The organism is Polaribacter sp. YIW18 (assembly GCF_057219325.1).
In genome coordinates this window covers 128,267-152,033 of sequence record NZ_JBXVVE010000001.1, presented here as the reverse complement: position 1 = coordinate 152,033, position 23,767 = coordinate 128,267, and the positions used below count along the sequence as shown (strand labels likewise).

The 23,767-nt window shown below is 26.8% G+C and carries 21 protein-coding genes; 14 read left to right on the top strand and 7 right to left on the bottom strand.

Annotation, left to right across the window (positions count from 1 at the left end; translation table 11 throughout):
- Positions 1–4 precede the first annotated feature (4 nt).
- From AC2D6T_RS00535 to AC2D6T_RS00515, 5 genes are all read left to right on the top strand, one after another.
- Entirely contained in the window at positions 5–775 is a 771-nt protein-coding gene (locus AC2D6T_RS00535; RefSeq protein ID WP_484680093.1) for a glycosyltransferase family 2 protein, read from the top strand.
- Between the two features lie 24 nt (positions 776–799).
- A complete protein-coding gene (locus AC2D6T_RS00530; RefSeq protein ID WP_484680092.1) occupies positions 800–1,474 on the top strand; it encodes an acyltransferase in 675 nt (224 codons plus the stop codon).
- 5 nt (positions 1,475–1,479) lie between these two features.
- Positions 1,480–2,637, top strand: coding sequence for a glycosyltransferase family 4 protein (locus AC2D6T_RS00525; protein ID WP_484680091.1), 1,158 nt, complete (start codon positions 1,480–1,482; stop codon positions 2,635–2,637).
- A gap of 566 nt (positions 2,638–3,203) precedes the next feature.
- Positions 3,204–3,911, top strand: coding sequence for a hypothetical protein (locus AC2D6T_RS00520; RefSeq protein ID WP_484680090.1), 708 nt, complete (start codon positions 3,204–3,206; stop codon positions 3,909–3,911).
- The gene (locus tag AC2D6T_RS00515) at positions 3,886–5,001 is read left to right on the top strand and encodes a DUF1972 domain-containing protein (RefSeq protein ID WP_484680089.1); all 1,116 of its coding nucleotides are present in this window, start codon (positions 3,886–3,888) and stop codon (positions 4,999–5,001) included. Before AC2D6T_RS00520 ends, AC2D6T_RS00515 begins: the two co-directional genes overlap by 26 nt.
- 19 nt (positions 5,002–5,020) lie before the next feature.
- Here AC2D6T_RS00515 and AC2D6T_RS00510 read toward each other — a convergent pair whose 3' ends face one another.
- Positions 5,021–7,906, bottom strand: coding sequence for a DUF6311 domain-containing protein (locus AC2D6T_RS00510; protein ID WP_484680088.1), 2,886 nt, complete (start codon positions 7,904–7,906; stop codon positions 5,021–5,023).
- A gap of 299 nt (positions 7,907–8,205) precedes the next feature.
- Here AC2D6T_RS00510 and AC2D6T_RS00505 point away from each other — a divergent pair, with 299 nt between their 5' ends.
- From AC2D6T_RS00505 to purD, 4 genes are all read left to right on the top strand, one after another.
- Positions 8,206–9,228, top strand: a complete 1,023-nt coding sequence (locus tag AC2D6T_RS00505; protein ID WP_484680087.1) for an O-antigen ligase family protein — start codon at positions 8,206–8,208, stop codon at positions 9,226–9,228.
- Between the two features lie 37 nt (positions 9,229–9,265).
- Positions 9,266–10,627 carry an exopolysaccharide biosynthesis polyprenyl glycosylphosphotransferase gene (locus tag AC2D6T_RS00500; RefSeq protein ID WP_484680086.1) on the top strand — a complete coding sequence of 454 codons (1,362 nt, stop codon included), beginning with the start codon at positions 9,266–9,268 and terminating at the stop codon, positions 10,625–10,627.
- A gap of 12 nt (positions 10,628–10,639) precedes the next feature.
- Positions 10,640–11,398, top strand: coding sequence for a glycosyltransferase family protein (locus tag AC2D6T_RS00495; RefSeq protein ID WP_484680085.1), 759 nt, complete (start codon positions 10,640–10,642; stop codon positions 11,396–11,398).
- Between the two features lie 85 nt (positions 11,399–11,483).
- Positions 11,484–12,758 carry a phosphoribosylamine--glycine ligase gene (purD, locus tag AC2D6T_RS00490; protein ID WP_484680084.1) on the top strand — a complete coding sequence of 425 codons (1,275 nt, stop codon included), beginning with the start codon at positions 11,484–11,486 and terminating at the stop codon, positions 12,756–12,758.
- A gap of 218 nt (positions 12,759–12,976) precedes the next feature.
- Here the strand turns inward: purD and AC2D6T_RS00485 are convergent, their stop codons facing one another.
- Both AC2D6T_RS00485 and AC2D6T_RS00480 read right to left on the bottom strand, forming a co-directional pair.
- On the bottom strand, positions 12,977–14,017 hold the full coding sequence (locus AC2D6T_RS00485) for a sensor histidine kinase (RefSeq protein ID WP_298945995.1): 1,041 nt from the start codon (positions 14,015–14,017) through the stop codon (positions 12,977–12,979).
- A 9-nt stretch (positions 14,018–14,026) separates the two neighbouring features.
- Positions 14,027–14,725 carry a response regulator gene (locus AC2D6T_RS00480; protein WP_298945993.1) on the bottom strand — a complete coding sequence of 233 codons (699 nt, stop codon included), beginning with the start codon at positions 14,723–14,725 and terminating at the stop codon, positions 14,027–14,029.
- 197 nt (positions 14,726–14,922) lie between these two features.
- Between AC2D6T_RS00480 and AC2D6T_RS00475 the strand changes: the two genes are divergently transcribed.
- On the top strand, positions 14,923–15,627 hold the full coding sequence (locus tag AC2D6T_RS00475; RefSeq protein WP_484680083.1) for a 3'-5' exonuclease: 705 nt from the start codon (positions 14,923–14,925) through the stop codon (positions 15,625–15,627).
- 2 nt (positions 15,628–15,629) lie between these two features.
- Here AC2D6T_RS00475 and AC2D6T_RS00470 read toward each other — a convergent pair whose 3' ends face one another.
- Positions 15,630–17,495, bottom strand: a complete 1,866-nt coding sequence (locus AC2D6T_RS00470) for an ABC-F family ATP-binding cassette domain-containing protein (protein ID WP_484680082.1) — start codon at positions 17,493–17,495, stop codon at positions 15,630–15,632.
- A gap of 242 nt (positions 17,496–17,737) precedes the next feature.
- Between AC2D6T_RS00470 and AC2D6T_RS00465 the strand changes: the two genes are divergently transcribed.
- The 4 genes from AC2D6T_RS00465 to AC2D6T_RS00450 are packed head-to-tail and all read left to right on the top strand — an operon-like array spanning position 17,738 to position 21,730.
- Positions 17,738–18,754, top strand: coding sequence for a sugar nucleotidyltransferase (locus AC2D6T_RS00465; protein WP_484680081.1), 1,017 nt, complete (start codon positions 17,738–17,740; stop codon positions 18,752–18,754).
- A complete protein-coding gene (locus tag AC2D6T_RS00460) occupies positions 18,755–19,735 on the top strand; it encodes a tetratricopeptide repeat protein (RefSeq protein WP_484680080.1) in 981 nt (326 codons plus the stop codon).
- 1 nt (position 19,736) lies between these two features.
- Complete coding sequence (gene lolB1, locus AC2D6T_RS00455; RefSeq protein ID WP_484680079.1) at positions 19,737–20,507, top strand: lipoprotein insertase outer membrane protein LolB1; 771 nt, start codon at positions 19,737–19,739, stop codon at positions 20,505–20,507.
- Positions 20,508–20,563: 56 nt separating this feature from the next.
- Positions 20,564–21,730 carry a murein hydrolase activator EnvC family protein gene (locus tag AC2D6T_RS00450; protein ID WP_484680078.1) on the top strand — a complete coding sequence of 389 codons (1,167 nt, stop codon included), beginning with the start codon at positions 20,564–20,566 and terminating at the stop codon, positions 21,728–21,730.
- A gap of 4 nt (positions 21,731–21,734) precedes the next feature.
- Here AC2D6T_RS00450 and AC2D6T_RS00445 read toward each other — a convergent pair whose 3' ends face one another.
- The 3 genes from AC2D6T_RS00445 to AC2D6T_RS00435 all read right to left on the bottom strand — a co-directional run bounded on the left by AC2D6T_RS00445 (position 21,735) and on the right by AC2D6T_RS00435 (position 23,728).
- The gene (locus AC2D6T_RS00445) at positions 21,735–22,229 is read right to left on the bottom strand and encodes a mechanosensitive ion channel domain-containing protein (protein WP_438989360.1); all 495 of its coding nucleotides are present in this window, start codon (positions 22,227–22,229) and stop codon (positions 21,735–21,737) included.
- 12 nt (positions 22,230–22,241) lie between these two features.
- The gene (locus AC2D6T_RS00440) at positions 22,242–22,751 is read right to left on the bottom strand and encodes an acyl-CoA thioesterase (protein ID WP_298945977.1); all 510 of its coding nucleotides are present in this window, start codon (positions 22,749–22,751) and stop codon (positions 22,242–22,244) included.
- 77 nt (positions 22,752–22,828) lie between these two features.
- A complete protein-coding gene (locus tag AC2D6T_RS00435) occupies positions 22,829–23,728 on the bottom strand; it encodes an HU domain-containing protein (RefSeq protein ID WP_484680077.1) in 900 nt (299 codons plus the stop codon).
- Positions 23,729–23,767 lie beyond the last annotated feature (39 nt).

The window sequence follows — 23,767 nt, the reverse complement described above, 5'->3', positions numbered from 1 at the left end:
ATATATGAAACCTTTATTAAGTGTAATTACAGCCACATACAATAGCGAAAAGACGCTTATAGAAACTGTTAACTCTGTTTTAAAACAAAATTACACCAATTTTGAATATATAATAATTGATGGAAACTCAACTGACAATACCCTTAACATAATAAAAAATTTTGAAACTATTTTTAATGAAAAAAAAATTATATATAAATGGATTAGTGAAAACGACTCGGGTATTTATAATGCATGGAACAAAGGGTTAAATATTGCTACAGGGAATTGGATATCCTTTTTAGGATCAGATGATGTTTATTATGAAAATGTTTTAGAAAAGTATGCTGAAAAAGCCATAGCAAAACCTCAAGCACATTTTATACATTCAAAAGTTAAACTGATAAATGAAAAAAAAGAAGTAATATTTAAGATATCAGATACTTGGAAATGGAATAATTTTAAAAGAGCTATGAAAATTGCACATGTAGGTTCTTTTCATAATATAGAATATTTTAACAAATATGGCGTTTATAATGAGAGTTATAAGATAGTGGGTGATTATGAGATGTTATTAAGAGCAAAAAACAACTTAAAAACCGTTTTTTTTGATAGTTTTACAGCAGAAATGAAAGACGGAGGAATTAGTAATAAAAATGTATTAAAAGCATTTAAAGAAGTTAGAAAAGCAAAAATAGAAACAGCAAATATTAATAAGTTATTTGCTTTTTTTGATTTCTATTTCTATGTATCAAAACATTATTTATCAAAATTAAAAAAACACTTACTATTTTAGTTTATTGTTTTATTTTTAATGAACATGATAAAAAAACTATACCAAAAAGGTTTACAAAAAAGCGGAAAAAATTATACTTTAGATAAAAGAATACCTAATGGTTTATTAAGGTACTCTTTATCTAAGAGAATATTTTTGTTATTTAGAGGTTTCTTAAAACTTAGGAAAAGAGTTTTTGTTGGTAAAAAAGTGGTTTTTTTAAATAAAAAAAACATCAGTTTTGGTAGCAATGTAACCATAGAAAATAATTGCTTTATAGATGCATATGCAGCAAACAAAGTAATTTTTGGTAACAATGTGAAAATTGGGGCTTTTTCAAGCCTTTCAATAACAAGTCACATGTCTAAATATGGTGTAGGTTTTAAAATTGGTAATAATAGTGGTGTAGGTAGATTTGCAGAATTTGGGTCTTCTGGAGGTATTGAAATTGGCGAAGACGTAATTATGGGTTCTTATGTTAGTTTTCATTCAGAGAACCATAATTTTAAAGATATTTCTAAACCAATAAGAGAGCAAGGTGTAACTTCTGAAGGTATAAAATTAGGTAATAATATTTGGGTTGGTGCCAAAGTAACTTTTTTAGATGGTTGTAAGGTTGGTAATAATTGTGTTATTGCTGCAGGAGCAGTTGTAAAAGGTGTTTTTCCTAACAATGTAGTTATAGGAGGTGTACCAGCTAAAATAATTAAAGAAGTGTAGTTTTCATGAAAAACATTCTTTTTATACATCAGTCTGCAGATTTATATGGTTCAGACAAAACGTTACTTTATCTTGTCGAATCAATTAAAGATATAGCTAATCCAATAGTAGTTGTACCAGAAAAAGGGCCATTAACTGAAGAACTTAATAAAAGAAATATTCCTGTTTTTATAATACCTGTCATAAAAGTTTCTAGGCAGTTATTTACAAGTTTAGATTTGTTTAAACTACCATTTCAAATTTATAAAGCTCTTAAAGCTTTAAAAAATAAATTAGGAAATAAAAAAATACATCTAATACATTCTAATACAATTGCGGTTTTTTTAGGGGCTTTTTATAGTAAAAAATATAAAATTAAGCATATTTGGCATGTTCATGAAATTATTCAACATCCAATAATTGTTGCAAAAGCATATCCATATCTTGTCAATTGGTTTTCAGACGCTGTAGTATTTAATTCTTTTGCTTCTGCAGAACACCTATATAAAGACAAACCAAAACTTAAAAAAAAATCTAAAATTATTTATAACGGTTTAGATAGAAATACGCCTTTTTTACCAACAGAAGAAAAGGAAATGTTAAGAAAAGAATTATTTAAAAACATAAACAAATCATCAATAATAATAGGTTTAGTAGGAAGAATTAACAGACACAAAGGGCAACAATTACTTCTAAATGTTTTTGATAAAATTGCAAAAACGAATAATAATGTATTTTTACTTTTTGTTGGGTCTACAATAAAATCACAAAATTATTTATTAGAAGATTTAAAAAATGAGATTTCGAATAAAAACTTAAAAAACAAAGTATCTATTATATCTTTTCAAAAAGATATTTGGAAGTTTTATGATTGTTTAGATATAGTTGCTGTACCTACAACAGACCCAGAACCTTTTGGTTTGGTAGCAGTGGAAGGTATGCTTTCAAAAAAACCAGTTGTGGCGTCAAATCACGGAGGTCTTAAAGAAATAGTATTACAAAATAAAACAGGTATATTGTTTGAGCCTAATAATAAGATAAATTTAAAAAAATCACTAACTACTTTAATAGATAATAAACCATTAATTAAACAATTTGGTGAACAAGGAGAACTAAGGGCGAAAAACGAATTCTCTTTAGAGAAATATATAAATAATTTTAAAACCTTTTATAATTCATTTTGAAATTAGGTTTAAAAAAAATATGGTCAATATTATTTGTAATAACATTTATTTTACAAAGAGAAATTACTTCTTTAGAAATTAATATAATTGTTTTAACTACAATTGTTGGTTTATTTATATTACTTAATAAGTGTAAACTAATTAAAAACGACTATTATTTAATTTCTATTTTATTCTTAATAATGGGAATTGGTTTTTTTTCTGCAATTTTTAATAAGCCAACTGCTTACAATTTTATTAGAGATGTAATCTATTTTACAAAACCAATATTATTGATTTTGTTGGGTTATTTTTTTTCTAAAACTATTAATGATTGGAAACTTGTTCTTAAGTCCTTAATTTATTTAGGAGTAGGTTATTCAATATATCATATTTCACATTTTTTACTTTTCACAAATTTTAATAATCTAACAATATCTCATATTAGAGGTGTAAACGGGCTTTCAAATATTATAGTAATGTTTGCGATAGCTTTAATAATTTTAGGTAATAAGTATCCTAAATTTAGTATATTTAAAAAGAAAAGTACAAAGTATTTCTTTTTAGTACTGTTATCAATATCATTTATGATATACTTTTCTAGAACAATGTTTGTGGGTTTAATTTTCCTAGTATTAGGAGTCCTTAACTACTTAAAGTTAAATAAAAAAGGACTTAAATACCTATTTATTATAACATTGTTTTTTATCGGTTTATATACATATTTATTTACAGTAAAAATTGATAGAAATGGAAAAGGGATAGAAAATTTTCTGTACAAATTAAAAATTGCACCTAGCGAAATTTTTTCACCAGAAATAGATTTGAACGATCATGCAAAGTTATGGGACCATTGGAGAGCTTATGAAGCTTATTGTGCATTTCAGGACTTAAATAAATCTTCAATAAATTACGTTGCAGGTAAAGGTTTTGGTGCTTTAATAGATTTAAAGTTTTCTGCACCTATTAGTAGCGAAGGTACAGTAAGATATATACCAATACTACATAATGGATATATTTTTATCTTATATAAAACAGGAGTTTTAGGGTTAATACTTTATTTATTTTTTCTATTTACTTTATATTTTCAAGCTTATAAAAAAACACAAAGTTTAGAAGTTAAAAATTTTAGTAATTTAGTATCAGCAACATCTTTATATTTAATATTTTCATCTTTAATAATTACAGGTTTATATAACCTTCAAGAAGAGACAGCAATGTTTTTAGGTGTTTTTTTATTTTTAAAATCTAATTCAAAAATAAATTTTAATGAAAATAGGAATTATAGGAACTAGAGGAATTCCCAATCATTATGGTGGTTTTGAACAATTTGCAGAACATTTAGCTGTTTTTCTAAAAGAAAAGGAGTGTGAGGTTTATGTATATAACTCTTCCAATCATCCTTACCAAGAAACTGTATTTAAGGGAGTAAACATAATACATTGCAATGATCCAGAAGATAAAATGGGTACCATTGGACAGTTTATTTATGACTTAAACTGTATTTTAGATACAAAAAAAAGAAATTTAGATATTATTTTACAGTTAGGCTACACTAGTAGCTCAATCTGGTCTTTTTTATTCCCCAAAAAACCATTAATTATTACAAATATGGATGGTTTAGAATGGAAAAGAAGTAAATACACTTTCTTTGTTAGAAAATTTTTATTGTTTGCAGAAAGATTAGCTGTAAAACACAGTCATTTTTTAGTTTCAGATTCTGAAGGGATTAAAAAATATATAGATGATAAATATAAAAAAGATTCAAAATTTATTACTTATGGTAGTAATGTTGTAAGCAATGTAGACGAAAACGTATTAAAAAAATTTAATGTAGAAAAATTAAAATTTAATATGTTAATTGCTAGAATTGAACCAGAAAATAATGTTGAAACAATTTTAGATGGTGTTGTATTGAGCAAAGTAAAAACTCCTTTTCTTGTAATTGGAAATTACGAAAACAATAAGTTTGGTAAAAGGTTAAAAGAAAAATATATAAACGATTCTAGAATTATTTTTTTAGGAAGTATTTATAATAATTTAGAACTAAACTCTTTAAGATATTTTTGTAATTTATATTTTCATGGTCATTCTGTAGGAGGTACAAATCCATCATTGTTAGAAGCTATGGGGTCTAATAATTTAATTATTGCACACAATAATATCTTTAACAAAGCAGTTCTTAAAGAAGATGCTTATTATTTTTTTACAGCAGAAGATGTTAGTTTTTATTTAGAAAATAAATCTAAAGAAAACGAAACTTTAAAAATAGAAAACAATAAGACAAAAATTAATAACCAATATGATATTAATAGAATAAATAGCAGTTATCTATCATTTTTTAAAGAATGCCTTTCTAAAAAAGGAGGAGTAAACATTATTTAACTATACTTTTATATTGCGTTTATTTATCAATATAACTTTCCGTTTTTGAGTGAGCTGTTATTTTTTTGTTTTTAATTACAAAACCAATCTGATATTTATCACTAGGTAATTTGTTTAAATAAAGCAAACTGTTAAAACCACAAAAATCTAAATTTTCTCTATTAAAATAAGAGGTAACATCGGGTCTAGAAATTAATTTTGTATTAAACAGATAAGTTTCTGTTTTATTTGAAAACGAAACAAAAACAGAATCGTTCACATTTGTATTTACAGAGAAATTAAATGCCCAACCTCTAATTTTAACAATTTCATCTACTATTGTAAGTTCATCAATACCTATCTTAACTTCTTCCTTGTTTTCTAAAATGCTATTATTTACTTTTATAAATTGCTTCGATTTTTTTTCAATATTTTTCTTAATATTAAAAGTTAAAGAATCTAAATATTTATTATTCTCTTTTCCACTAAAAAATAATTCTAAATCTTTATCTTTTGGATATATAAATATAAAATCGTCTAAAGTTTTTATTGCTACTTTGTCCTTAAATATAGGAATACTAAAGTTTTCAATAAATTTTGATGTTGTAACATATAATGTTTCTTTTTCTGAAGAAAAATCACCTTTTAAAATAGCAGTGTTAAGAGATTCTAAGTAGGAATTTGTTGGTTTAGATCTTGCTACATATCCAATAGTTATATTCGTATTAGCTTTATTAGCTAAAAACATTAAATCTTGGTAGTCTTGATTGTATAGCATTTTGTTTTGAAAAGGAGGATATGTTACAACCTCGTCAAATTCTTTAAAAATTGAAATCCATTTTTCGTCGTTTAATTTAGTAGAATAGCTGCCATAATTTAAATTTCTTGAGGTAAGTATATGTTCAATATCGTAAAGTTGTAAACTTAATAAAACTACAAAAAAACTAGTTTTAAGCAGTTTATTAATAGGTAATTTAGAAAAAATTACCATACTAAAAATTGTAAGCAAATAATAAAAAGGCCAACAAAATCGACCACTACCTCTAAAAATTCCACCTAATTTATCTAAAAAATCTGGAATTGGAAATTTAAATAAAATTTTGTTGCCTAAAGTAACAGTATTGCTAATAGAAAATAAAAGCAACAAAAATGTTAACAATAGAATAGGAATTAAATATTTTGTTTTTCTTAATAATCTTTTTCTTATTGCTAGATAAATAAAGTAAAATATTGCTGTAAGTACAATAATTATCATACCCAAACCTAAATAACTAAAACCTTCATGCTGGCCATCAGACACTTTATCCAAACCAGGAAAAAAATTAGAATAATAAGTATAAGAATTAAAAAAACTATTTAAGTTAAAGGTATTTTCTCCATAGGTGCCAGCATTACTAACTCCTGTGTTTTTTTCAAAACCAATTAAACCTAATACATACCAAAACAACAAACCAATTGATAAAGAAATTATTGGGAAAATAAATAAGTGTTTTTTAGAAATAGATTTATCGAAGAAATAGTTCTTTAAAGGTAAGATTACAGAAAAACCAAAAACCATAAAAGATAAATAAGGATGAATGGTTGTACTAATAAAAAAAATGAAAACCTGTTTCCAATTATTTTTTAAGACATTTTCTTTAGTGGTAGGTAGTAAATAGTAATAAATTGATGCCAAAATTAGCCAATGTGCTGTTAATGCAGGGTGCATACCTCTAAATATAAATAGCGGACTTGTAATCACAAAAAAAACTGCTAGTAAGGTAATTATTTTATTAACTTTAAATAAATTTAATATTTTTTGAGTATAAATGGCTCCTAATATAAATGTTGTAAACATAAAAAAACCTAAGTATTGAAAATCAGCTGGTAAAATACCAGATATAGGTTTTAATATTAGAGCTAGTAAAGGAATTGAGTCTGTAAAACCAATATTAGTTCCTATTGGATAAAAATAATTATTCATATTTCCAATAGGAAAACTCCAAGGAGCTTCTCTAAAATAGGTCCATCCAAGATAGTGCTGACCCCAATCATGGTAAGCAGATAAAAGCCAATTAATATTTGTAGGAATTATTGTTTTAAGACCATAACATACTTGAAAAGTTAAAGTTGCAATTAATATTGTAGTAAAATAAACCCAATTTAATTTTAAGTAAGAAAAAGAAGCAATATTCTTTTTTTTAACAGTGTACTCTTTTTTAATTTTTAATAAATCAAACCAAATTTTAAAAAAATAAGTAAATTTTACTTTGGAGTCACCTCTATCAATCCATTTTTTTAAAGGAATTTCTAGCATTTTATTTAATGCAACTTCCCTACCATAATAATTAAGTATTCTAAAAAATATTTCTACATCAAATAACCATTTAGATATAAATGGTCTTGTAAAAATGTTTTTAGAAAGTTCTTTTTTAAAGATTTTACAACCACATTGTGAATCATATACTTTTAATGATAAAATATATGAAATTAATGTAGCTATTACTCTGCCAATATAATGCCTGTAATTTTTTCTGATGATTGTTGCACCAACTCTTAATACTCTAGATCCAAAAACAAAATCAGTATCTTTATCTATATAAGAAGTTAAATCATAACATTCTTCTAAAGAAACTGCTAAATCTGCATCTAAATATGCTATATTATTAAAGTTTAAATTAGAATTACAATAATCAAAACCTGTTTTGACTGCAGCAGCTTTACCTTGATTTTTATTATGAGAAATTATAAATATGTTGTTGGGAAATTTATTTTTTAAAGATTTGATAAAATCTATTGTATTGTCTTTAGAACCATCATTTACAAAACAGATTAAGGTATCTTCTTGTTTCTCTAAAAATACAGCATAATCAGTTTCCAAGAAAAATTCACCTTCATTATAACAAGGTATAACTATACATAAATTGTAATTTGCTTTCTCCTTCATTTTTTCTGACATTTAACTTTATTAAAGAAACAAACAAATATATAATATATTTTAACTAAAATAATTACATTTGAAATTACTTTTAATCTTTTATGTTTTTTAAAAAAATAATAAATTTTAATAAAAACTATTTCAGTTTATTAATAACTCTAATATTCTGTTCTCTTCCATTACCTTTTTTATTTAGTAATATTTTTTCTTTTTTATTAATACTTTATGTTTTTTTTTATGCAATTAAATTTAAAGTAAAGCCAATATTTAATAGATCCAATGTTTTACTTATAGTGCTATATTCCTTAATGGTTTTATCTTACTTTTGGTCCATAGATAAAGAGTTGACTTTAATTGGTTTACAGCTAAAATCTGCATTTTTAATTTTGCCTTTATTATTTTGTTTTATTCCTAAATTTAGTGAAAAAGATATAAAAAACATCTTTCTGAGTTTTTCATTTGCTATGGGAGTTTATGCATTATTCTTTATCATAAAGGGTTTGGTAGATTATTTTCTTACAGGTAGTTTGGTAAATTTGACAAGACATGAACTTGTTAGTCCTTTAAACTTAAATAGAATTTATGTTTCATTATTTACTGTTACAGCTATTTTTAATTTAGTTTTTCACCAAAAAAAGGAATTATTACACAAAATTTTATTAGGCTTATTGGTGTCTTTTCTCCTTTTACTTAGTTCTAAAACTATAATTTTAACCTCGTTTGCAGTATTTATATACTTTAAAAGGTCATACATAATTATTAGATTTAAAAATCAAAAAGTCTTATTTACAATTATCTTTTTAATTTTTTCTTTTATTTGGTTTAAATACAATCCAAAATTTTATACAGAATTAATTCCTAAAAAAATTAGTGAAGTACTTACAAAAAAAGACTTTGAGAAAAATTACTATTTTAATGGAGCAGAACTTAGAATTCTTTATACAAAATTCTTATGCGAATTAGAAAAGGAAGAAAATATTTTTTTTACGGGCTATGGTTTAAATACTTCTCAAGTAAAAATTAATCAAAAATGTGTAGAATATAATTTGCCTGATGGTTATGGAACTACATACAATTTTCATAATCAATATAATCAAACCCTTTTAGAATTAGGTGTTTTTGGATTAGTAATGTTATTTATTATTTTATTTTTAGCATTTAAAAAAGCATTAAGAAACAGAAGTTATTTTTTTATTACTATTTTTATAATAATTTCTATTTTACTGTTAACAGAAAGTCTTTTTGAAAGACAAAGAGGTGTTTATTTTTTTATTTTATTGTCTTGTCTTTTATTTCATATTAAAGATGATTCTAAAATAGTTTTAGAATAAAAAAATAAATATTCGATAATTTACGTTTAATAATTAAATGCATAGAAAAGATAAAAAAAACTCCATATTAATTAGACCCTTAATAATCTTAATAGATTTATTGATTATAAATGCTATTATTTTTTTTATATCAGATAAAGAGTATTTAAATCTTTTATTTACATCATATACTACTATTTTTTGGTTGTTTATTGCTTACTATACAAAGTTTTACAATGTATATAGATATACGCATGTTGCTAGGTTAGTAACACTTTTATTCTCTCAATTTTTTATATTTGCGTTAGCATATCTTAGTTACTTTAGTGTTTTTAAAGAAGGTGAAATTATAAATAAACAATTTATAGTATTTGCTCTTATTTTTGGGGTAATTACCTTTTTTAAGTTTTTAGTTTTTTATCTACTTAAAAGATACCGGTTAGAAGGGAAAAACTATAGAAATATTGTTCTTTTTGGTGAAATTAGTTCTGCAAAAAAATTAAATAATCTATTCCATACAAAAAACGATTTGGGGTATCGCTTTTATGGTTTTTTTTCTAATAAAACTTATAAATCAAAATTCTATTTAGGAAATTATAGTAAAGGTTTTAAATATATACTAGAAAATAGTATAGACGAAGTATATTGTGATCCGACAAAAGTAAGTTCAAAAGAATTGATAGAAATAACCAAATTTACAGAAACAAATGATTTACAATTAAGACTTTTACCAGAAAACAAAGCAATTTATAGTAAAGATTTTATTTTAGAATATGTGGGTACTATACCTATTTTAAAACCTAAACCTTTACCATTCGAAAAAATAGAAACACATGTTCTTAAAAGATTATTTGATATTATTTTTTCATTTATTGTTTGTATTACAATACTATCTTGGGCACTTCCTATATTATGGGTTATTATTAAATTAGATTCAAAAGGCAGTTTCTTTTTTAAACAAAAAAGAGATGGTCTAAATGGAAAACAATTTTACTGTTACAAAATAAGGTCTATGAAAAATAATAGCGATGCCGATAAAATTTCTGCTACTAAAAATGATATTAGAATAACAAAACTTGGCGCTTTTTTAAGGAAAACAAGTTTAGACGAGTTGCCACAATTTTTTAATGTTTTAATGGGAGAGATGAGTGTTGTTGGTCCTAGGCCTCATATGAACATTCAAACAGAAAAATATCTGGATGAAATAGATAATTATTTAACAAGAAATTCTGTAAAACCAGGTATAACAGGTTTGTCCCAAGTATCTGGATACAGAGGAGAAGTAAAACAAAAATCTGATATTATAAATAGAGTGCGTTTAGATATTTTTTATATAGAAAATTGGTCTATTTTTTTAGACATTAAAATAATAGCACAAACTTGTATTAATTTTTTCAAAAAAGAAGAAAAAGCATACTAAATAAATAATAGCATGAAAATAACAGGTTCTATAGTGCTTTACGAAGAAAATCTAAAAGATTTACATACTGCAATAGAGTGCTTTTTAAATATACCAATTCAAAATAAATTATATTTAATAGACAATACACCAACAAAATTTTTTGAGTATGTTTTTGTAAATGAAAACATAAAATATATTCCAGTAGAAGAGAATATTGGCTTTGGTTCTGCACATAATAAAGTTATAGATAAGATAGAAAAGTATTCAGATTATCATTTAATTTTAAACCCAGATGTTTCTTTTAAGCCCAAAATAATTACAACATTAATTAATGAGTTAGCAAAGGATAGTTTAACTGCAATGATAGCTCCAAAAGTCTTATTTCCAGATGGTAGACATCAATATTCCTGCAGAAGATACCCAACCGTTTCAGAATTAATAGCAAGAAGATTTACATTTTTAAAACCTATTTTTAAAAAACAAATTTTTAAAGGAACCTATAGGGATATAGATTTAAATCAGGCATTTTTTGCAGAATATATTACTGGTTGTTTCCACTTATACAAAACTAAAGATTTTATAAAACTAAAAGGTTTTGATGAACGCTATTTTTTATATATGGAAGATGTAGATATCTGTAAAAAAATAGATGCTCTTGGCAAGAAAAAATTATATTTTCCACAAGAAGAAATCGTTCACGTTTTAAAACAAGGTTCTTCTAAAAACCTTAAACTATTTTTTAGACACACATCTTCTGCATTTAAATACTTTTTAAAATGGGGTGTTTAGTTTAAGTAACCATTAAAAATGTCTTTATTACTAGGTAGAAATCCAAAGAAATTAAAATATATTTGCAAAACAACAAACAACACAAATGAATATTCTTATTTTAGGTTCTGGAGGTAGAGAACACGCTTTTACATTAAAATTATTAGAAAGTAACAAGGTAAACCAACTTTTTGTTGCACCTGGTAATGCTGGTACAGCCAACATTGCAAGTAATATTAATATCAACCCAACAGATTTTAACGCTGTAAAACAAACCGTTTTAGACAATGATATTAAAATGGTAGTTGTGGGCCCAGAAGCACCTTTGGTAGCGGGCGTTCACGACTTTTTCTTAGCTGATGATGTCTTAAAAAATATTCCAGTAATTGGCCCTAAAAAAGACGGAGCAAATTTAGAAGGATCTAAAGATTTTTCTAAGCAGTTTATGCAAAAACATGGTATTCCAACTGCAAAATACCAATCTTTTACAAAAGAAAATTTAGCAGAAGGTTTTGCGTTTTTAGAAACTTTAGAACCACCTTATGTGTTAAAAGCAGATGGTTTAGCCGCTGGTAAAGGAGTTTTAATTTTAAATTCTTTAAAAGAAGCTAAAGCTGAATTAAAAGAAATGGTTTCCAATCAAAAATTCGGTGAAGCTTCATCAACAGTAGTGATAGAAGAATTTTTAAAAGGAATAGAATTGTCTGTTTTTGTGTTAACAGATGGTAAAAACTATAAAATATTACCATCCGCAAAAGATTACAAAAGAATTGGCGAAGGTGATACAGGTCTAAATACGGGTGGAATGGGCGCTATTTCTCCTGTGCCATTTGCAGATGAAGCTTTTTTAAATAAAGTAGAAGAATTGGTGGTAAAACCAACTATTAATGGTTTGCAAAAAGACGGAATTGATTACAAAGGTTTTATTTTTATTGGTTTAATGAATGACCACGGAAACCCATCTGTAGTAGAATATAATGTACGAATGGGAGATCCAGAAACGGAGGTTGTTTTACCAAGAATCGAGTCAGATTTATTTGATTTGTTTGAAGGGGTTGCCAACCAAACCCTAGATCAAAAATCCTTTTCTGTAACTCCAAAAACAGCAACAACTGTTATGTTGGTTTCTGGTGGATACCCAGAAGCTTATCAAAAAGGGAAAGAAATGACAGGTTTTGACACATTAGAAAATTCCATTGCTTTTCATGCAGGAACAACCCTTAAAGACGGTAAAGTAGTTACAAGCGGTGGTAGAGTTATGGCAATTACTTCATTCGGAGAAACTATAGAAGAGGCTTTAGAAAAATCTTACAAAAGCATTCATAAAATTCATTTCGATAAAATAAATTACAGAAAAGATATCGGTTTCGATTTGGTTTAACAAGCATTTTATTTGGGCGTTTTAACAGGCTTTCCATTATATCTTTTTTTCCGAAAAAGAAAAAAAGGATGCCATTTCAATCCTTAACGCAGTTTTTTGTTCCAACCAAACATCAAACGAAATAAGAGTATTTGTCGTCTTTTAAAAAAATAATGCTATTTTTTACTATCGAATTTTTTGCTAAATAAAAACTCACAAAAATTGAATTAGAAGCTAATTTAATTTGCCTTTTCTAAAGTAAAAGAAAATTCAGAACCTTCGCCATAAGTACTTTTTAACAACATGGTTTGGTCGTGTGCTTCTACAATATGTTTTACAATAGACAAACCTAAACCAGAGCCACCTTGCTCTCTAGATCTACTTTGGTCTACTCTGTAAAAACGCTCAAATAAACGTGGTAAATGTATAGATTTTATGCCTTCGCCATTATCTACTACCTTCACAATAAATTTATCTGAACTATAAGAATCAACAGCTAAAATGGTAGTTCCATTAGGTTTACCGTATTTAATTGAATTTACAATAAGATTTATAAGTACTTGCTCTATTTTTTCGATGTCTCCTTTTACAAAAACTGGAAACTCATAAATTCGATCAAATTTTAAGGTAATGTTTCGTTTTTTGGCTTTCATTTCAAATAAATCGAATACATTTTGTACCAATTCTAAAATATTAAAAACCTTAATATTTAGTTTTAAACCATCTGTTTCTAATTTAGCAATCATGTCTAAATCTTTAGTAACAGCAACCAATCTTTCTACACCTTTGTTGGCTCTTTCTAAGTATTTTTTTCGTATTTCTTTATCACTTCCAGCACCTTCTAAAAGGGTTAAAATATAACCTTGTACCGTAAAAAGTGGTGTTTTAAGTTCGTGTGCTACGTTTCCTAAAAAATCTCTTCTAAAAGAATCTCTTTCTGTTAAACTTTTAATTTCCATCCTTTTACCCTCTACAAACTTCTGCATTCTTTTAGAAAGTTTTTCGATATCTGTTGTTACAGAATCTTTACGTAAATCTTTTACATCTAGTATAGATACGTCTTCGTAGATTTTCTTTAATCTTCTGTAAATAAAATGCTCTGCCCTGTATTGTATAATAAAAAAAGAAATAATAAAGAGTGCCGCAATCGAAATAATAAGGGCTCCTATGCCTAAATGTTTAACAACTACAAAATATGATATTGTGGCAATTATTACTGATAAAAGTGTTAAATATATGGCAGACCAAAGTGCGTAAGAGTATGTTCTTTTAAATTTCATTTAGGCAAGTTAATTATCTGCGCCTTCTAAAACAAATTTATAACCTACCCCTTTTACAGTTTTAAAGTGATGATCTCCTATTTTTTCTCTTAATTTTCTAATATGTACGTCTATAGTTCTGCCACCAACAACTACTTCATTACCCCAAACAGTATCTAAAATAACTTCTCGTTTAAAAACTTTGCCAGGTTTAGAGGTAAGTAGAGAAAATAATTCGAATTCTTTTCTAGGTAAAGAAATTTTAGTTCCTGCTTTATAAACTACATATTCTTCTCTGTCTATAACGATGTCTCCAATTTTAAAAGCTTCTTCGCTTTGTTTATCAGATTTTAATCTTCTTAATAAAGATTTTATTTTACTTAATAAAACCTTTGGTTTTATTGGTTTTGTTATATAATCGTCTGCACCGGCTTCAAAACCTGCAACTTGAGAGTAATCTTCTCCTCTTGCTGTTAAAAATGAAATAATAACATTTTCTAAAGAACTAATTTTTCTAATTTTTTCACAAGCTTCTATACCATCCATTTCTGGCATCATAATGTCTAATAAAATTAGATGAGGTACATTTTTTTTTGCAGATTTTATGGCTTCTTGTCCGTTATTAGCAGTAAAAACCTGGTAACCTTCGTTTTTTAAGTTGTAACCAACAATTTCTATAATGTCTGGTTCATCATCAACTAATAAAATTTTAATATCACTTTTGTTCATAAATTTTTAAAAAACTGTGAGTATCAAAAATACTAATAAATAAATTATAATAACAAACACTTAACAATCATTTAATCTAAATTATCTTTCATTTAAGGTTTAGTTAACCCATACTTTAGTTATAGAGAAAACTTATTTAGTGTAAAAATTTTACCCTTTTTCTTTTTTTATTACCTTTAGCGTAGAAAAAGAAATCGATGAACCTAAAACTCAAAATTGCCAACATTTTATTTTTAGATATAGAAACTGTACCTCTAGAAAGTAATTGGAATAGCCTCTCTGAAGCATATCAAAATTTATTTAAAAAGAAAACACAATACCAACGCAAAGAAGAATTTACACCAGAACAATTTTATGAAAGAGCAGGTATTTGGGCAGAGTTTGGTAAAATTATTTGTATTTCAGTTGGGTATTTTGCAGAAAATCAATTTAGAGTAACCTCTTTTTATGGTGATGATGAAACCAAAATTTTAGTTGATTTTAAAACCCTGTTAGACAAACATTTTTCTAAACCCTCTCAGTTTTTATGTGCTCATAATGGAAAGGAATTCGATTTTCCATTTATTGCTAGAAGAATGATTGTAAACCAAATAGAACTACCAAAAAAATTAAATTTATTTGGTAAAAAACCTTGGGAAGTACCTCATTTAGATACCTTAGAATTGTGGAAATTTGGCGATTATAAACATTATACTTCTCTTAAATTATTAACGTCTATTTTAGGGATACCATCACCTAAAGATGATATTGATGGCAGTGAAGTTGCAGCTGTTTATTACGAAGAAAAAAACATACAAAGAATTGTAAATTATTGCGAAAAAGATACCATTGCTGTAGCTCAAATCTTATTAAAATTTAACAATCAAGAATTGTTAAAAGAGGATGCTATTGTTAGGGTTTAAAATTACCCTTCCATTTTCATAGAAAGTTCTAACCAACGTTCTTCCTTTTGCTCTATTTCTGCAATAATCTCTTGTAATTCTTCAGATTTTTTAGGAATATCTTCTGTAGCAATTTCTATATTTAAAAATTGTTTTTCTATGGTAGTTTTTCTCTTTTGTAAACGTTCAATTTCTACTTCTAAAGCACCAAACTCTCTTTTTTCGTTAAAATTTAAAGATGTTTTAGAGCTCTCTTTCGCTACTTTTTTCTCAACAGGTTTCTCAATTTTAGATGTTTCTTTAGTATCTGCAGAATTATCATAAGCTCTAAAATCTGAGTAATTTCCTGGAAAATTTTCTACAACACCATCACCTCTGAAAACAAATAGGGCATCTACAATTTTATCCATAAAATAACGATCGTGAGAAACCACCAATAAATTACCTGGATAATCTAATAAAAAGCTTTCAAGTACATTTAAAGTTACCACATCCAAATCGTTTGTGGGTTCATCTAAAATTAAAAAGTTAGGATTCTGTATTAATACAGCACATAAATACAGTCTTTTTTGTTCACCACCAGAAAGTTTTTCTACAAAATCATATTGTTTTTTCTTGTCAAACAAAAAACGCTCTAATAATTGCGATGCAGAGATTTTTCTTCCTTTTGTTAAAGGAATAAATTCTCCAAACTCTTTTACAACCTCTATTACTTTTTGTCCTTCCTTTATTTGGATTCCTCTTTGTGTATAGTATCCAAACTTAACAGTTTCACCTAAAATAACTTTCCCTCTATCTAAAGGTGCTTTTTCTGTTATAATATTTAAAAAAGAAGATTTTCCTGTGCCGTTTTTCCCAATGATACCAATTCGTTCTCCTCTTTTAAATACGTAATCAAAACCATCTAAAATTACTTTATCATCAAAAGATTTAGAAATTTTATGTAGCTCAAGAATTTTACTTCCTAAACGCTCCATATTTATTTCTAATTGTATTTGGTGGTCTTTTCTACGTTGATGCGCTTGTGCTTTTATTTTATAAAAATCGTCTGTTCTAGATTTCGATTTTGTAGTTCTTGCTTTGGGTTGCTTACGCATCCAATCTAACTCTTTTTTAAACAAACTTTTTGCCTTGCTTAAATTGGTAGCTTCTAATGCTAAGCGTTCTTCTTTATTTTGTAAATAATAAGAATAATTTCCTTTGTATTTATAAATTTTACCTTCATCTAACTCTAAAATTTCGTTACAAACACGTTCTAAAAAGTAACGATCGTGTGTTACCATAAAAAGGGTTATTTTTTCTTTGGCAAAAAAAGCTTCTAACCATTCTATCATTTCTAAATCTAAATGGTTTGTAGGCTCGTCTAAAATAAGTAAATCTGGTTTATTAATTAGTACAATGGCTAAAGAGAGTCTTTTTCTTTGTCCTCCAGAAAGAGCACTTATTTTTAAGGTTAAATTGTCTAGTTTTAGTTTAGATAAAATTTGTCTGTATTGTGTTTCAAAATCCCAAGCATTGTATTGGTCCATCAAATCAAAAGCGGTTTGATAGGCATCTGTATCTTCATGATTTTTTAAGGCTTTTTCATATTTATTTACAATAGAAAGAATTTTATTATCTGTTGCAAAAATGGTTTCCTCTATAGTTAAATCTTGATTTAAGTCGTCTTTTTGAGATAAGTATGCAATAGAAATGTCTTTTCTGCTAACTACTTGTCCAGAATCTGGTACGTCTAAGCCAGCAATAATATTTAAGATCGATGTTTTACCACTTCCATTTTTTGCTATAAAAGCTACTTTTTGGTCTTTGTTAATACCAAAAGAAATGTCTTCAAATAAAATTCGTTCTCCGTATGCTTTAGATATATTTTCTACTGATAAATAATTCATTAAGATTTATTTTTTTGCAAAGAAACAAAAAACCCAAGTAAACGATTAGGTTTTTAAATCATTTAATTTTTAGGAGTGTTGTGTAAGGAGTTATTAGCTAATTGACCCCTATTTTTGTTAAAGTAAAAATACTACCAAATAATGCTTGTATAGATCCCAGTATTCAGAGTTTTTTCAATAAAAACTATTTTACTAGTACTTCAATAAATGGTATATTGCGAGATATAAAAATATACCTTAAGATGAAGATAATTGTTCCTATGGCAGGTATTGGTTCTCGTTTAAGACCACATACATTAACAGTACCAAAACCTTTAACTGTAATTGCAGGAAAACCTATAGTACAAAGATTAGTAGAAGATATTTCTTCTGTTATTGATGAAGAAATTGACGAAATAGCATTTATAATTGGGCCTGCAAAAAAAGGCTTTCCAGAAAATACAACAGCAACTTTATTGCAAATAGCTAATGAATTAGGAGCAAAAGGGAATGTTTATGTGCAAGAAGAGGCATTAGGTACAGCACATGCCCTTTTTTGTGCTAAAAATTCTTTATTTGGCCCTTGTGTGGTTGCTTATGCAGATACCTTATTTAAAGCAGATTTTAAACTAGATGCCAATGCAGATGGCGCAATTTGGGTAAAGCAAGTAGCAGATCCAAGTGCTTTTGGTGTGGTAAAATTAGACAATGGTTTTATTACAGATTTTGTAGAAAAACCACAAGAGTTTGTATCTGATTTAGCAATTATTGGTATTTATTATTTTAAAGATGGAGATAGAGTAAGAAACGAAATTCAGTATTTAATAGATAATGATTTAAAAGAAAATAACGAATATCAACTTACAAACGTTTTAGAAACTCTTAAAAGCGAAGGGGCTAAATTTATACCAGGAACTGTAAATACTTGGATGGATTGTGGAAAAAAAGACCCAACAGTAGATACCAATAAGCAAGTACTAGAATTTGAGTATAAAGCTGGTAATAATTTAGTTTCTAAAGACGTTGTATTAGAGAATTCAGAAATTATACAACCTTGTTATATTGGTGAAAACGTAGTTTTAAAGAATACAAAAATTGGACCATACGTTTCTTTAGGAAGCAATAGTGTTATAGAAAACGCAGCCATAACCAATTCTTTAATTCAAAGCAATGTTACAATTTCTAATGCTAATTTAGATAATGCTATGATTGGTAATCATGCAAAATTTAACGGTAAATTTACCTCTGTAAGTATAGGAGATTATACAGAATTAACGTAGATGTTTATAAGGTGTAACAACATACAAAATAGAAAAAAGAGAACCTCTTATCTAGAGTTAGTTCTCTTTTCTTTATTCTTTATGCTTTATACCAATCAAATAAATGCCCAAGATAGCATACCAGCAGCAGTAGATTTAACTGAAGAAAAAGAGTTGAACTTTCAGCAGTTTTTTTTTAAAGCACTTACGCAAAAATCTATTGGTAATTATCAAAAATCTATAGAATACTTAGAAAGTTGCAATCAAATATTACCTTATAACGCAACTGTTTTTTTTGAATTTTCTAAGAATTATTTACTGTTACATAATACGCTTTTAGCTAAAGAATACATACAAAGAGCTATAAAAATAGAAGCTTCTAACATCTGGTTGCTAAAACATTTGGTTAAGGTATATTTAAAAGAAAACGATTTTAAAAACGCTATAAAAACTCAGAAAGAAATAGTAGCTTTAAATCCTAAAGACAGCAATTATTTAGTGAGACTTTATTTAAGAGACAATAACTATAAAGAAGCACTCAATTTAATGAAGGTTTTAGACAAGCAAAACCGATTGTCTTCTAATTACAAAAGAGTTAAAGAAAATTTAGAAAACAGAAAAAGAAAGGTTTTAAAAGAGAGAAAAGTTACGTCTAATAACGAAACTATTTATAAGCAATTTGAAAATAATAAATCGTTTACTCTTTTAAAACAAATTTTAGAGAATGAACATAAAAACCCTGAAGCTTTATTAAAATACAGCACAGAAGGTATTTCTCTTTTCCCTGCACAACCCTATGTATATTTAATAAATGGAAAAGCGCTAAATTCTAAAAAAGAATTTAGCAAAGCTATTCGTATGTTGAAAAATGGTATTGATTTTGTAATTGAAGATAAAATGGAAGCCAATTTTTACAAAGAAATAGCAAAAGCTTATAAAGGCTTAGGCAATACAGTCGAAGAAAAGAAATATTTAGATAAATTTAAAAAACTAAATAAATAGCATGAAAATATTTAAATATTTAGTTTTAATTTTACTCGTTTTTACATCTTGTAAAACAAAAAAATATGTGATAGATTCTAATGCTGTTGCCAAAGAAATGTCTGCCAAAAGAGTGGTAAAAAAACACTTAAATGTAAGTTTTGGTAAAGAAACTGTAGACGCTAAACTTTCTGCAAATTTTAACAATGGTAAAACAAAACAAAGTTTATCTGTTTATTTACGAATTACCAAAGGCAAAGAAATTTGGCTAAAAGGCTCAAAATTTATTACGGTTTTTAAAGCAAGAATTACACCAAAAGCTGTTGAGTATTATTCGCCATATGCAAAAAATTATTTCAAAGGAGATTTTAAAATGTTGGAAAATGTTTTAGGCACATCATTAAATTATACGCAGTTAGAAAACCTATTTTTAGGCCAAGCCGTTATAGATTTAAAAGAAAATAAACAAGAAGTTAATATTGTAAACAATACGTATGTTTTAAAACCTCAAACTACAAATGGCGTTTTAAAGATGTTTTTTGGTATCAATCCAGGTCATTTTAAATTAGATTTTCAGAAAGTAATAAATTCATTTAAAAATCAAGCTTTAGAGGTAGAATATCCATCTTATAGCATTGTAGATGAAGAGATTTTTCCAAAAAAAATAGACATAAGAGCCAAACAAGGAAAAAAAATAACCAAAATAAATTTTACCTTAAAATCTGTAGAGTTTAACAAACCAATAAATACCTCATTTTCTATTCCAGAAAATTATAAACACATCAATTTATAGTGATCAAAGCTAGCTTACATATCGTTTTTTTTAGCATACTTTTTTCTTGTTTTTCTATGCAAGGCCAAACAAAAAAAGAATTAGAAAAGCGTCAGAAAAAACTAAAAAAAGAAATAGCCCTTGTAAATAATTTACTGTTTAAAGAAATTAAAAAAGAAAAAAATGTTTTAGAAGATCTTAAAGACATCAATCAAAAAATATCTATTAGACAAAATTTAATAAATACAATTAATACAGAAGCAAAGATTTTATCTAAACAAATTGCTATAAACGAACAAAAAGTAGTAAAATTAAAAAAAGAGTTAGCAGTTTTAAAAGCAGATTATGCCAGTATGATTTTTAAATCTTACAAAAGTAGATCTCAGCAAAGTAAGATAATGTTTTTGTTATCTTCAGATAATTTTTATCAAGCTTACAAGCGTCTAGAGTATATGAAACAATATACGTCTTTTAGAAAAAAACAGGGCGAAGAAATTGTAACACAAACAAAAACGGTAGCTGCTATAATAGATTCTTTAACCCTGCAAAAACAAGTAAAAGATACTTTAATTTTATCTGAAAAAGAGCAACAACAAAAAATTGAACTCGATAAAACAAGCAAAGAAAAACTAATTTCTATTATAAAAAAGAATGAAAAAAAGTACAAAAGAGACTTAAAAAAGAAAATAAAAGAAGAAAAAAGAGTTTCAGAAAAAATTGATAAAATTATTAAAGAAGCTATTGCAAGGGCCAATAAAAAAGTAAAAAACAAACCAAAAACGCCTAAAAAGAATGAATTTATTTTAAGTCCAGAAGCAAAAGCATTAGCAACAAAATTCGAGTCTAATAAAGGGAAACTACCTTGGCCTTTAGAAGAAGGATTAATTACGAGAAGGTTTGGTACGCAGGCACACCCAACTTTTCCTGGTATTACTTTAAACAGTACAGGCTTGCATTTTACTACCAAAAAAGATAGTGATGCAAAAACTATTTTTAATGGTAAGGTTTTAAATATTTTAGTTACTTCAGAAGGTAGAAAAAATGTATTAATACAACATGGTAATTACATAACCTCTTATAACAACTTAGAAAAACTATACGTTAAAAAAGGTGATGTTGTTTCTACAGGACAAAGCATTGGAAAAATCTTTACCGATAAAGTTTCTGGTAAAACAAAACTAATTTTTGTGTTGTATAAAAATACGACCAAACTAAATCCGTCTAGTTGGATTCTTAGAAGGTAGTAAATTATTTAAACTTTATATTTTTTTGTAAGATAATAGCGTTTGGTATGGTAATAAACTCGTTTTCAGGAGTTTTTAAAGTGATAAAAAATGCGCCAATATCTCTAATTTCTCCTGTTGTATCATTGTCTTTTTCTAAAATAGTAATGGTGTCTCCAATTTTAACCGGGTAGTTTACAAAAAGAATAATACCAGCAGTAATATTAGATAAAATAGACCATTGTGCAAAAAATGCAATTCCTAAAATGGTTAAAAAAGAAGAAACATATACTAATAATTGTTTTTCATCTACACCCCAAATAAAAGCAATAACAACAATTATAGTAGCATACGTTAAAATAGTTATTATTTTGTTAGTTACTAAAATTCTAGACTTTTGAAAACCAAATTTTACCTGAATTTTACGGAGCGAGTTTGTAATTACTAACCTAACAAGTATTGCTAAAAACAAAACAACGGCAGATTCTATAATTTTATGATTATTTAAAAATTCTAACATAATAATAATGTTCTAATTAAATAAAGCTTTCAATTCTGTAGCTTTATTTGGGTCTAATTTTCCAGCCAACACCAAACTTAATTGTTTACGTCTTAAGGCACCTTCATAACGCTCTTTTTCTAATTCGGTTTCTGGTATTATTTTAGCTATTTGCACAGGTTTTCCTGTCTCATCTACAGCAACAAAGGTGTAAATACCTTCATTTACTTTAGTTCTTTGTCCAGATTGTCTGTCTTCTATCCAAACATCAACATAAATTTCCATAGAAGATTTAAAGGCCCTAGAAACTTTAGCTTCTATATTTACAACACTACCAACGGGTACAGATTTGTTAAAAGCAACGTGGTTTACAGAAGCTGTAACCACAATTCTTCTAGAGTGTCTTCTTGCAGCAATACTACAAGCTCTATCCATTCTTGCTAGTAATTCTCCACCAAAAAGGTTGTCTAAATAGTTGGTCTCGCCAGGTAAAACTAAATCTGTAAGTACGGTTAAAGAGTCTTTAGGTGTTTTTGTTTCCATCAAAAAAGTAATTTTTATGCAAAGATAACAATCACCTTAACAAAACCTTACCTAAAACCTAATAAAGAAAAGTTATATTATTTGATGTTTTTTACAAGCAACCAAGCATCTTCAGAAACCGTTCTTTTAATTTTATTTAAACTGTTTATAGCATCGTTTTTTTCTGCAAAACTATCGAAACAAACTTGAGTTAAGCCCCATTTGTTTACACCAATAATTTTAGCATTAAAGCCTTGTTTTTTTAGTTGTTGTATTTTTTTTGCAGCATTTTCTGGGTATTGAAAAGCGCCAGCAACAACATGAAAGGGTTTGGCAATTTTTTTGCTAACATTTAATTGTAAAGTTGGCAAAGGATTTTGAATCACAAAAGTAGCAGATTGTAGTTTTTTTTCTAATATTTTCTCTTGCTTTGCAAAGGTTTCTTTTTGCTTATTTTGTTGATAACCATTATAGCCAGCAATACCTAATGTTAATAAAATTGCAGCTGTAGCTGCGTATTTTATAAAAGAAGGCAGCGCTTTTTGGTTATTTTCATGTAAAGGTTTTACAGTGGTATTGTGTCTTTTTACTGCAGATGTTGCTACAGAAGACAAACCAAAAGAGGAGGTTAAATAATTAACTTCTGTAGTTGGTGTAAAAACAATTTTTTGTTCTTCGTTTAAAGAAAAAGTACCTAAATTATTTAGTTCTATGCTACCTCTTTGTAGTTTATTTTGCCAATTAATAACGCTTAAAGATATTGCTGCTGCTGCTTTTTCAAAAGAAATTTGTTCTGCAGAAGCAATATAATTAGCTAACAAACCATCATTGTGTTTTAAATGGTTGTTAAATGTAAGTTGTTTTGCAGGTGCATTAAATGTTTGGTTACTTGTATTAAAAGTTGCACCAATTCTGTTGGTTACAAAACCACCAAAATCAGGTATAATTACGCAATCGTATCTGTAAAGTAAATCGTTGATGTAGTTGGCTAAATTCATATAAACAAATATATAATTTTTGTCTACTCATTAAAGAAT